General features: G+C 29.4%; 11 protein-coding genes. 2 read left to right on the forward strand and 9 right to left on the reverse strand.

Annotated elements, in window-relative coordinates; all coding sequences use genetic code 11:
• Positions 1 to 128: 128 nt before the first annotated feature.
• From recA to ACLVEP_RS10220, 7 genes are all read right to left on the reverse strand, one after another.
• On the reverse strand, positions 129 to 1,160 hold the full coding sequence (gene recA, locus ACLVEP_RS10190) for a recombinase RecA (RefSeq protein WP_318000448.1): 1,032 nt from the start codon (positions 1,158 to 1,160) through the stop codon (positions 129 to 131).
• A gap of 48 nt (positions 1,161 to 1,208) precedes the next feature.
• On the reverse strand, positions 1,209 to 1,667 hold the full coding sequence (locus tag ACLVEP_RS10195; RefSeq protein WP_412584620.1) for a CinA family protein: 459 nt from the start codon (positions 1,665 to 1,667) through the stop codon (positions 1,209 to 1,211).
• Positions 1,667 to 2,260 (reverse strand): CDP-diacylglycerol--glycerol-3-phosphate 3-phosphatidyltransferase, encoded by a 594-nt coding sequence (gene pgsA, locus ACLVEP_RS10200; RefSeq protein WP_412584622.1) that lies wholly within the window; start codon positions 2,258 to 2,260, stop codon positions 1,667 to 1,669. The genes ACLVEP_RS10195 and pgsA overlap by 1 nt, the downstream gene beginning before the upstream one ends.
• A complete protein-coding gene (locus ACLVEP_RS10205) occupies positions 2,260 to 3,258 on the reverse strand; it encodes a helix-turn-helix domain-containing protein (protein WP_412584624.1) in 999 nt (332 codons plus the stop codon). The genes pgsA and ACLVEP_RS10205 overlap by 1 nt, the downstream gene beginning before the upstream one ends.
• A 158-nt stretch (positions 3,259 to 3,416) precedes the next feature.
• Positions 3,417 to 4,772, reverse strand: coding sequence for a sodium-dependent transporter (locus ACLVEP_RS10210; RefSeq protein ID WP_412584626.1), 1,356 nt, complete (start codon positions 4,770 to 4,772; stop codon positions 3,417 to 3,419).
• A 145-nt stretch (positions 4,773 to 4,917) separates the two neighbouring features.
• Positions 4,918 to 6,063: a lactaldehyde reductase gene (gene fucO, locus ACLVEP_RS10215; RefSeq protein ID WP_412584628.1), complete on the reverse strand. Its 1,146-nt coding sequence runs from the start codon at positions 6,061 to 6,063 to the stop codon at positions 4,918 to 4,920.
• A gap of 116 nt (positions 6,064 to 6,179) precedes the next feature.
• Positions 6,180 to 6,455, reverse strand: a complete 276-nt coding sequence (locus ACLVEP_RS10220) for a hypothetical protein (RefSeq protein ID WP_412584629.1) — start codon at positions 6,453 to 6,455, stop codon at positions 6,180 to 6,182.
• Between the two features lie 300 nt (positions 6,456 to 6,755).
• Between ACLVEP_RS10220 and ACLVEP_RS10225 the strand changes: the two genes are divergently transcribed.
• Both ACLVEP_RS10225 and ACLVEP_RS10230 read left to right on the forward strand, forming a co-directional pair.
• Positions 6,756 to 7,034: a type II toxin-antitoxin system Phd/YefM family antitoxin gene (locus tag ACLVEP_RS10225; RefSeq protein ID WP_412584631.1), complete on the forward strand. Its 279-nt coding sequence runs from the start codon at positions 6,756 to 6,758 to the stop codon at positions 7,032 to 7,034.
• Between the two features lies 1 nt (position 7,035).
• On the forward strand, positions 7,036 to 7,353 hold the full coding sequence (locus ACLVEP_RS10230; RefSeq protein ID WP_412584633.1) for a type II toxin-antitoxin system RelE/ParE family toxin: 318 nt from the start codon (positions 7,036 to 7,038) through the stop codon (positions 7,351 to 7,353).
• A 611-nt stretch (positions 7,354 to 7,964) separates the two neighbouring features.
• On the opposite strand, the gene ACLVEP_RS10235 is transcribed toward ACLVEP_RS10230, so the two are convergent.
• Positions 7,965 to 8,759, reverse strand: a complete 795-nt coding sequence (locus ACLVEP_RS10235; protein ID WP_412584635.1) for a MurR/RpiR family transcriptional regulator — start codon at positions 8,757 to 8,759, stop codon at positions 7,965 to 7,967.
• Positions 8,760 to 8,820: 61 nt separating this feature from the next.
• A complete protein-coding gene (locus ACLVEP_RS10240; RefSeq protein ID WP_412584637.1) occupies positions 8,821 to 10,521 on the reverse strand; it encodes an alpha/beta hydrolase in 1,701 nt (566 codons plus the stop codon).
• Positions 10,522 to 10,595 lie beyond the last annotated feature (74 nt).

Genomic DNA, 10,595 nt, shown 5'->3' on the forward strand with positions numbered 1-10,595 from the left:
CACTGATACCAATGGGTTCCACTCTTTTTTCCTATTTAACTGTCAAAGACGGGATTATATGTCAAATTCATTATTTTGACAATATCAACATCTCTTTAGCTTAACAGATAACAAAAAAAAGAGGAATTTTATAATTCCCCTTCCTCTACTGGCATCAATGAAGCTTTAATAGCCTCTGTAATTTCATTCATAATTTCAGGATGTTCAACAAGATAACGTTTTGCATTTTCACGCCCTTGTCCAATCTTTTCTCCTTTATATGCATACCAAGCACCAGATTTATCAACAATATCTTTTTCAACAGCTAAGTCTAAAACTTCACCATCTCTTGAAATACCTTTTCCATAAATAATATCAACTTGTGTTGACTTAAATGGTGGTGCAACTTTATTTTTAACAACTTTAATATTCACTTTGTTTCCAACAATTTCTGTACCATTTTTAATTGCTTCACTTCTTCTAATTTCAATACGAACAGAAGAATAGAATTTTAAAGCACGTCCACCTGTTGTTGTTTCAGGATTTCCAAACATAACCCCAATTTTTTCACGTAATTGGTTAATGAATATGATCGTACAATCTGTTTTATTCATTACACCTGATAATTTACGTAAAGCTTTAGACATCAATCTAGCTTGTAATCCCATTTGTTGATCTGCCATTTCACCATCTAATTCTACTTGAGGAACAAGAGCAGCTACTGAGTCTACAACAACTAAATCGATAGCACCTGAACGCACAAGTGTTTCAGCAATTTCTAAACCTTGTTCACCACTATCAGGTTGTGAAAGAATCAATTCGTCAATATTAACTCCTAAATTTTTAGCATAAACAGGATCTATTGCATGTTCGGCATCAATAAAGGCAGCTGTTCCACCTTGTTTTTGAACTTCAGCAATCGCATGTAATGTAAGTGTTGTTTTCCCACTTGATTCAGGTCCATAAATTTCAATAATTCTTCCTTTAGGATATCCACCTATTCCTAAAGCCATATCAAGAGTTAAAGAACCTGTTGGAATAACAGCAACATCAACAGCAGCACGATCTCCAAGTTTCATAACAGAACCTTTTCCAAATTGTTTTTCAATTTGTTTGATTGCATCATTCAATGCTTGTTCTTTTTTTGCATCTTTTGCTTCTACTACTTTTTTTCCAGCCATAAATAATACCTCCTATTCCTATATATGCTTTATTTTTCATTTTTTCTTTTATTTTTGTGAAATTTTTTCAATTATTTTTTTACAAGCAAACTCAATTGCCTTTAAAGCAATCTCTTTTCTACTTCCATCTAAATTCAACTTATAAACCACAACATCCTTATAAGCTATACCAATATAAACTTCTCCTACTGGTTTACCTTCCATCGCATCTGGTCCAGCATTTCCAGTAAAAGAAACACATAAATCCGTATCTAAAATACTCTTTCCATTAACACACATAAGAGTTGCAATTTCTTTAGAAACAACCCCATATTTTTCAATCAATTGATGATCAATTCCTAATAGTCTTTCTTTAGTTCCACTTTGATAAGTGACCAAAGAACCCTTATAAACCTTAGAAATGCCAGGAATATTTCCTAGCATTGTCGCAAAATTTCCTACTGTAAAACTTTCAACAGTTCCAATAGAAATATTATTTTTTATTAATAATTCAGCAAGTTCTTCCATTACATTGACTCCGTTAACATATCTTTACTATCCATAAAATAATCAATACCACTAATCACTGAAATTACACAGGCAATCCATACACTGATTTGTCCAATTGGTAAATGAATAATTGAAAAAGGAAAATCACCTAATAATAGGAAAATAACACTAATCATTTGCGTTACTGTTTTTAACTTTCCTAAATATTTAGCCGCAATAACAACTTGTTTATTAGCTGCTACTAAACGAATAGCATCAACAATCGTATCTCTAGAAATCATAATGATTGGAATAATAATCGAAATTGTTCCATCACTTGCAAGTAATAGAAAGATTGTATTAATTAATAATTTATCAGCAATTGGATCAGCAAACTTTCCAAAAGTTGTAATCAATTTAGATTTTCTAGCAATTTGTCCATCAAAATAATCTGTTAATGAAGCAATTGCGAAAATGATAAAAATGATAATATTGACAAGTGAAATATCAGCATTTAAAACATGATACATTGGTACGTTGATTCCAAATGAAGCATAAGGAAACATGTAAATAAGAATAAGAATTGGAACAAGGATAATTCTCGTAATTGTTAATTTATTAGGTAAATTCATTATTTAACCATCGTTAATTTAAATGTTCTAACTCGACCGTTAGATCTTGTTCCATAATGATCATTTTCTTCTAATGGAATTTTTTGATCATTAATATAATAACGATGTCCTAAGTTCCAACTATATGAAAATTCCAAATATTGGAAATCATTTACATTAAATTCTAACTCAACGCTTTCACATGCAGAATCATCTTTTAAAGCATCTGATGCTGAAATATTTCCTAAATTACTACTATAAACACCTTTTTTGAAAGTATCTGTTTGATAACTGTTTGGATCTCCATTAACATGTAAATCAACAGTTGTTGCAAAAGTAAAGTCTACTTTTAATTTGAATGTTTCTTGATCATAACCATCTGGTAATTTAAAACTATAATCACCATCGGCATTTTTAGTAAAGGTAATTTCAGTAGATGTTTCTTCTTTTTTAGTTGTATCAGATTTTGTTGATTTCTTTTTCGTTTCTGTTGTTTTTTTCTTTAAAGTTTCACTTGTTTCTGTCTTAGATGTATTACTATTTTTAAATGATGAATCACTTGATTTTGTAAAGACAACTGAATAGCCAAGTACAATAATAATAGCAATGACAATAATAATGACAATTGCATATTTAACATATCTTAAAATATAATGATCTTCATATACACCTTTTCTTGGCTTTGGTTTTTTAGTAGGTTGTATATTTTTTACTTTATCTACAAAAGTAGCAGATCCTACATCTTCTTTTTTATTTTTTAAATCTTGTAAATCAGCCTTTTTTATTTCTCTTGTAATTGCATAATAATCATCAGCAATCGTCTCATCTATTTCTAAGTATCTCGCTATTTTTTTAAGATACATTTTTACGTAAAGCTCGTCTCCAACGAATCGTTCAAAAGCCCCATCTTCAATATCTTTGATAATCTTGACAGATAGTAAAGTTGCTTCTGCGACTTCCTCTATTGTAACGCCTTTGGCAATGCGGGCTGCTTTTATCTTTTCACTTATTTTGTCCATAAAGACATCCTCCTTTACACTTAGGCATAATTAAACAAATAAATTATAGCACAAATGTTTTATTTGACAAATACAAAAGCTCATTTTATTTCTAATATATTATATACATAAAAAATGTCTTTTTTATGTCCAAAAATAAAAAAGCTTAAAAAAGCTTTTTATAACGTAATAATTCCAAATGTTGATAAAATATAACTTAATAAAATAATTAATAATGTTGGTATACAAATATATTTCATCACAAAATTATAGACTTTTTCTCTTTTAAAAGCAGATGAAATTTTAATTTCATCTGAGACTGTCTTTAATTTAGTCACAAAAATAATTAATAAAACTGTACATAATGCTGAAATTGGCATCATACATGAATTTGTTACAAAATCAAAGAAATCTAATAAAGTCATTCCTAATGGTTGAATCCATCCTAAAACACCATAACCAAGTGAAATAGGAATTCCTAGAACAAGCATTTCAATAAGCATTGTACAAGCAGCTTTTTTTCTAGAAATATGGAATTGTTCCATTAAAGTTGCTGCTGAACATTCCATCAATGAAATAGCTGATGTTAAAGCAGCAAATAAAACAAGTAAAAAGAATACACCACCAATAAATCCACCTAATTGAAGTGAATTAAATACTTTTGGCATTGTAATAAACATTAAAGACGCTCCAGCATTTAAACTATCTTTTCCTGAAAATGTAAAGACTGCAGGAATAATCATTAACCCCGCTAAAAAAGCAATCAACGTATCCATAATTTCTACTTGAGAAATTGCCTTTTCCATATCAACATCTTTTTTCATATAAGAACCATAAGTAAATAAAATTCCCATTCCAATCGATAAAGAATAGAACATTTGCCCCATCGCAGCAATAACTGTCATAATACTAAATCTAGAAAAATCAGGAATGATATAATATTTTAAGCCTTCAATAGCTCCTGGTGTCATTAAACCATAAATTGAAATAAAAATAGCTATCACTACTAAAATAGGCATCAAGATCTTACTTACTTTTTCAATTCCTTTTTCTACACCTTTAATAACCACAATAAAAGTTAACACTGCAAAAACAACTAACCAAAAAGCTGGACTAATTGGATTAGCAATAAAATTTGAAAAATAGGTATCTTGTGTCAAGATTTGACTTGATCCTCTTAAATATTCAAATAAGTATTTACATACCCAACCACCAACAACACAGTAATAAGGAACAATCAACATTGGAATAATTGAATTCAACCAACCACCAATCTTTAATTTTTTCGCTCCTAAGATTTTATATGCTTTGATTGGATTGTTCCCTGTTTTTCTTCCTAAAGCCGTTTCGCTTACAAGCAAAGCAAAGCCAACTGTTAAAGCTAAAATAATGTAGGTAAATAAAAAAGTACCTCCACCATATTTAGCAGCAAGATATGGAAAACGCCAAATGTTTCCCAATCCAACAGCTGAACCAGCAACCGCCATAACATATCCTAAACGACCTGAAAAGCTTGATTTTTTATTTGTTTCCATCGAATTTCCCCTTTTTAACATGCAAAAAGAATTATATAAAAACCTCGCAAAAAGTCAACTTTATTGTGAAATTAATAACAAATTTCTGTTTTTTTACATTTTAAAACAAAAAAACAGCCCTCATCGAGGACTGTCTATTTGATTATTATAATAATGATTTATATAATTCTTTAATTTCTTCTACGCTTGTATCTCTTGGGTTACCTGGGCAGCAAGCATCAGCTAAAGCAGATTCACTTAAGAATTGTAAATCTTCTTCTTTAACGATTTCTTTTAAGTCAGCTGGGATACCAACATCTTTAGATAATTGTTTAACTGCATCTACAGCTGCTTTACGATATTCTTCTTGAGACATACCTGTAGTATCTACACCCATTGCTTCTGCGATATCTTTATATTTTTCACCAGTATATGGAGCATTATATTCCATAACTGTTGGTAAGATAATAGCATTAGCAACACCATGAGGTGTATCATATAAAGCTCCAAGTGGGTGAGCCATTGAGTGAACTAATCCTAAACCTACGTTAGAGAATCCCATACCTGCAACATATTGACCTAAAGCCATACCTTCTCTACCTTCAGGAGTATTTTCTACTGCACCTTTTAATGATTTAGAAATAATTTCGATAGCTTTGATATGGAACATATCTGACATTTCCCAAGCACCTTTAGTAATATAACCTTCGATTGCATGAGTTAAAGCATCCATACCTGTAGCAGCAGTTAATCCTTTAGGCATTGATGACATCATATCTGGGTCAACGAATGCTACAACTGGAATATCATGTACGTCTACACATACCATTTTACGATCTTTTTCAACATCTGTAATAACATAGTTGATTGTTACTTCAGCAGCAGTACCAGCTGTTGTAGGAACTGCAAAGATTGGTGTACAAGGATTTTTAGTTGGTGCAACACCTTCTAGACTTCTTACATCAGCAAATTCAGGGTTTTTATCAATAATACCAACTGCTTTTGCTGTATCCATTGATGAACCACCACCAATAGCGATCATATAATCAGCTCCAGCATCATGTAATGCTTTAACACCTTGTTGAACGTTTTCAATTGTTGGGTTAGGTTTAATATTAGAATATAATTCATAAGCTAATCCAGCTTTATCTAATAAATCAGTAACTTTTGCTGTTACTCCAAATTTTACTAAGTCTGGATCTGAACATACTAAAGCTTTTTTGAATCCTCTTGCTTTTGCTTCTTCAGGAATAGATTCAATTGCTCCTTTTCCATGATAACTTGTTTCATTTAATACAAATCTGTTTGCCATAATTAAATCTCCTCTTTTCTAACTACACATATTTTAGTATCATGTGAAAATAAAAACAAGTTACACATAAGTCTATGTGTAACATTTCACAAGTTTTATTTGAATTTCTTTGTAGTTTAATTAATTTTTATTGAATCATTCTTTATCATGGAAATAATCTCACCAGTATTACACGTTATATTTCCTTTACATTGATGAATGTCTTCATTTATTTTCTTTTCTTGTTCAATTGCAATATCAACATATCTTGCTAATTCACCAATTTTAGAATTTATTCCTGTCTTTTTTAATAATAAATGATAAATATATCTTTGATTCCCTATCTTTTCATTTTTTATAATTTCTTCGATATGCGGTTGAATATCTTCTTGAAAAGAATTTTTATAATGCAATAATAAAACCTAACTTTAGAAGTTCAAGACAAAAAAATGGTGCTAACTTCTAAAGACGGGTTTATTTCTTTATGTATTTTAAGAAAACGTCAAATGCTTATAGATTTGGGGTTTGTTATTTTAAATATTATTAGAAGTTTTTTACTATTTGATTTTTTTTCAAGAAATATCAATAAAGAATTAACGTAGATTATCAATAACAGAGATAATAAAAAAAGAAAGGATTATTACTCAATATTGCATTGAACACATAGACATTAAATGATATAATTTGTCTATAATAATATAGGAGGAATTTTTATGTCAAACCTACGAGAAACAATTAGACCATCCGCAGATTTAAGAAATCATTATAATGAAATTTCTAAACAATGTAGAGAAGAAAAAGAAGCGGTAATCATTACTGTACATGGTAAGGGAGATACTGTATCTCTTTCTTTTGAAGAATATCAAAATATGAAGGCTCATATTGAATTATTAGAAACACTTGTTGAAGCTGAAGATGATGTAAAAAATGGACGAGTTGCTCCTATAAATGAAACATTTGATGATTTAAGAATGATATTAAAAGGTAAGTAATATGAAATATAATATTATTCGAACAGATAAGGCAGATGAAGGAATCAGACATACCGTTTTGTATTTAGCGAATCATTTTGGCAATGAATTTGCTTTAGAAAAGTTAGATTATATTGAAAACACTATCTCACTTTTAGAAGATGATCCCTATATTAGAACTTTGCCTAGATATGCAGTGTTAAAAAGACAAGGTTACAGAGTTCTAATATTAGAAAAGAATTTAGCATTCTATAAAGTTAATGAAGAAAAAAAAGAAGTTGTTATTTATGTGTTTGTTGATCAAAGGCAAGATTATTTGAATATCATTAGAGGTTTATAAAGCAAAAATGGTTTTTATATTCTAATTGTGTTGATAAAAATGAATATTGAGATGTAAATGATGAGTTAGAAGATATGGTGTTAAACCGCAAACTGAATACATCTAAAAATAAAAAGCAGATGGAACATTATGCATCATGAACTGCAAAATCTCCATCTGTTTTTTATTTTGTATTTATAGGACTATTTAATTATGAAAATTACGAAATGAAAAAGAAACAGCCTGTTAAAGTATCCTATCCCTCTAACACTGTTCCTTTTCAATCGTCAGTTGATACTGATGATACAAGATTTTTCACTGATTATCAAGTATACCTTTGCTTCACAGAATTACAGTTTTTTTGATCAGATTGAAAAGATTGAATCCTACTGTCTTAATTATGTCAGTCTTTCTTCGGTTCATACACACAATGACATATCATGCAGATCATCCAATCTTGTCTATTTTAAAAGCTATACCCGCCATTATATTTATTTTCGTGATACTGTTCATGACGATATGATCACGAATAAGTGTATTGTTGGTGTTGAATAATCACAGGATTTGTCACATCTAAAGTCACTTTTAATTTTATCATACATAATCATTAACTTTTCTATATTCAACTTCTTTCATAAATATTTAATACATAATTTTTCTAATAATTCCCCTAAATAATACAAAGAAACATATCCTGTATTAATCGATTTTTCTACTCCATACTTATAAAAAATATCTACTTTCTTTTCTATTTCTGGATTATTATCTTGACTTATATAAATAACTTTAGCACCTTTTTTTAAAGCTATTTCTAAAGCATCCTGATAATGAAAAAAGCCATCACAAACATTAACGATCACCACAACAGAATGTTCATTAAAAAAATAATTTCTTACTTTTTTAGTTTCATTCATTTTAAATAAATAAGCACATTTTCCTTGAGTCAATAACTGTATTTGTAATAAAAGAAACTCATCTAAATCATGTTCATCTCCTAAAAAAGTAATATCTTCACTTTCTTTAAAAAGCTGTATGATCTGTAATAATTTATTTAAATCTAATTGTTGTTTAGTCGCTAATAAATTATCCATACATTGTTTAAAAAGATAATCACTGATTTCTTGATCATTTTTTAAAAGAATGTTTTGTGATAAAAATACTTTTAAATTGTATCCTAATAAAGTTGTTTGTGTTGATAAAAGACTTCTAAATTGTTGATAGTTTTCAAAACCATATTTTTTAATAAATCGTGAAAGGCTAGCTTTAGAGACATTGGCTTCTAAAGAGAGTTGGTTACTTGAAGGAAAGGTTTCTTTTCCAATATATTTAAAAACACATTGAATAATATTATAGTCATTGCTATTCATGGCTTCTGTATTGCATCTTTGGATAAATTCTAGAAACTTATTTAATATATTGTGGTTCATCTTTTTAGCTCCTTTTTATTATTTTATACCAAAATAAAGAAAAGAGCAATGAAACACTGCTCTATCTTATAAAGGCTTTCTTTTTAAAGAATCCAAAGCTTAAAAGACATAATAATAAATACCATTGACCATAACTGTCATCTCCAGTTTTAACAGCTTGACTTGTTTCATTTTTAACCATTACTTTTTCAATAACTTCAAAAGTACCACTAGTCTTACCATTCGTTGCTTGAACTGTAATTGTATGTTTACCAAGTGCTAATTTTGATGATGCTAATGTTAAAGTTACAAAATCATTTTCTGTATTAACTGTAGGAGTTACTTCTTGATTATCAATGATACAAGTTTGATATTTAGAAACGGGAATATCTGTTTTAACCGTTAATTGATCTCCTTGGTTTAAAGTATCAACCATTGTTAAATGATACGTTACATATTCTGGATTCCATAAGATTTCACTAGCAAAGCGACTAAATGCTCCTCTCCATGTATTCCAATCATGGGCTCCATTTTGTTTTTCAAAAGTATAATCAATACCATATTTATCTAATTGTGGCATAAAGAAATCAACAACAGAAGCTTTAAAGAATGAATTAATCAAACCAAAATCAACTGTCCCTGCTGAAATATAGATTTTCTTTGTTTTTAACTTACTTACTAATTCATCACTAAAAAGACTATCATCTACTTGAACAGCAGCTGAAATAATTCCAAATGCGCCAAAACTATCAGGCGCTAATTCCATGACTGTACTTGCTGCTACACCACCTGCTGATAAACCTGCATAACTACGATCATTTGGATCTGTAGAAACTTTATAATGACTTTCAATAAATGGAATAACATTATTGACAACATCATCTGCTAAAATTTTATTTGATTCTACATTAAATCCTGTTCCACTAAAATGAGAATTATTTAAAGTAACAACAATTGAATCTGCTAATTTATTTTCTGCTATTAAGTTTTCAACAATTGAACTAGCAGAACCTAATTGACACCATTCAGTTTCATTACCACCATTACCATGAGCTAAATAAATTGTTTTATAATCTTTTCCATTTTCATAACCTGCTGGTAAATAAACACCTATTTGATTTGTTGTTCCATCAAATGCTTGATAGCTTTGGTATTCTTGTTTTCCTGTTTTTTGACTAGGATAAATATATTCTTGTCCTTCTAAAGCATCTTCTTTACTTCCTACATAAAAATAAGACCATGAGGCATCATGTTGATTTAAAGGATTACTTTTTGATGGATTTGCTGGATCTTGAATAACTTCTGAAGACCCATCTTGGTATGTAACATAATATCCATAATAATATTCTGTTGCTGGAAGTGGTAAAGTCACTGAATAAAGCGTATCATCTTTTTCCATATCATATAAAATACAACTTCCATTATATTTTAAATCTATTCTATCTTTATTACCACAACCACCTGTTGGATACATTCCTTCTTGATATTCATAAGCACTATACCAAGTAATTCCTGCATTACTTGCTAGATTATCTTGATATAAATGATCTTCTGATTTTTTAATAAATTGAAAACCACCCTCTAACTGAACATTTTCTACTTCTTTTTCTAAATGAGAAGCATCAAAAACAAATGTAGCCTGATATTTTGCTTCACTTAATCCTGTTGTATTATAATCAACAGTCACACCTTCACTATAAGCATAAATATTCCCCGTAAAAACACTTATAAGTGATAATAAGAGCGCAAAACATACACCTATCTTCATTATTACTTTTTTCATTCTATTCCCTCCTTAAAGCTAGGTAGTGTCAAAAATCTATATTAAATAGCGTAAATACACTACCCTTCAATTTA

It is taken from the genome of Faecalibacillus sp. (assembly GCF_047023275.1).
Lineage (GTDB): Bacteria > Bacillota_I > Bacilli_A > Erysipelotrichales > Coprobacillaceae > Faecalibacillus.

Coding starts and splice junctions, on each gene's coding strand:
- ACLVEP_RS10225 (WP_412584631.1), top strand. CDS start 6,756: ATGTCAAACCTACGAGAAACAATTAGACCATCCGCAGATTTAAGAAAT.
- ACLVEP_RS10195 (WP_412584620.1), bottom strand. CDS start 1,667: ATGGAAGAACTTGCTGAATTATTAATAAAAAATAATATTTCTATTGGA.
- ACLVEP_RS10210 (WP_412584626.1), bottom strand. CDS start 4,772: ATGGAAACAAATAAAAAATCAAGCTTTTCAGGTCGTTTAGGATATGTT.
- recA (WP_318000448.1), bottom strand. CDS start 1,160: ATGGCTGGAAAAAAAGTAGTAGAAGCAAAAGATGCAAAAAAAGAACAA.
- fucO (WP_412584628.1), bottom strand. CDS start 6,063: ATGGCAAACAGATTTGTATTAAATGAAACAAGTTATCATGGAAAAGGA.
- ACLVEP_RS10230 (WP_412584633.1), top strand. CDS start 7,036: ATGAAATATAATATTATTCGAACAGATAAGGCAGATGAAGGAATCAGA.
- pgsA (WP_412584622.1), bottom strand. CDS start 2,260: ATGAATTTACCTAATAAATTAACAATTACGAGAATTATCCTTGTTCCA.
- ACLVEP_RS10235 (WP_412584635.1), bottom strand. CDS start 8,759: ATGAACCACAATATATTAAATAAGTTTCTAGAATTTATCCAAAGATGC.
- ACLVEP_RS10205 (WP_412584624.1), bottom strand. CDS start 3,258: ATGGACAAAATAAGTGAAAAGATAAAAGCAGCCCGCATTGCCAAAGGC.
- ACLVEP_RS10240 (WP_412584637.1), bottom strand. CDS start 10,521: ATGAAAAAAGTAATAATGAAGATAGGTGTATGTTTTGCGCTCTTATTA.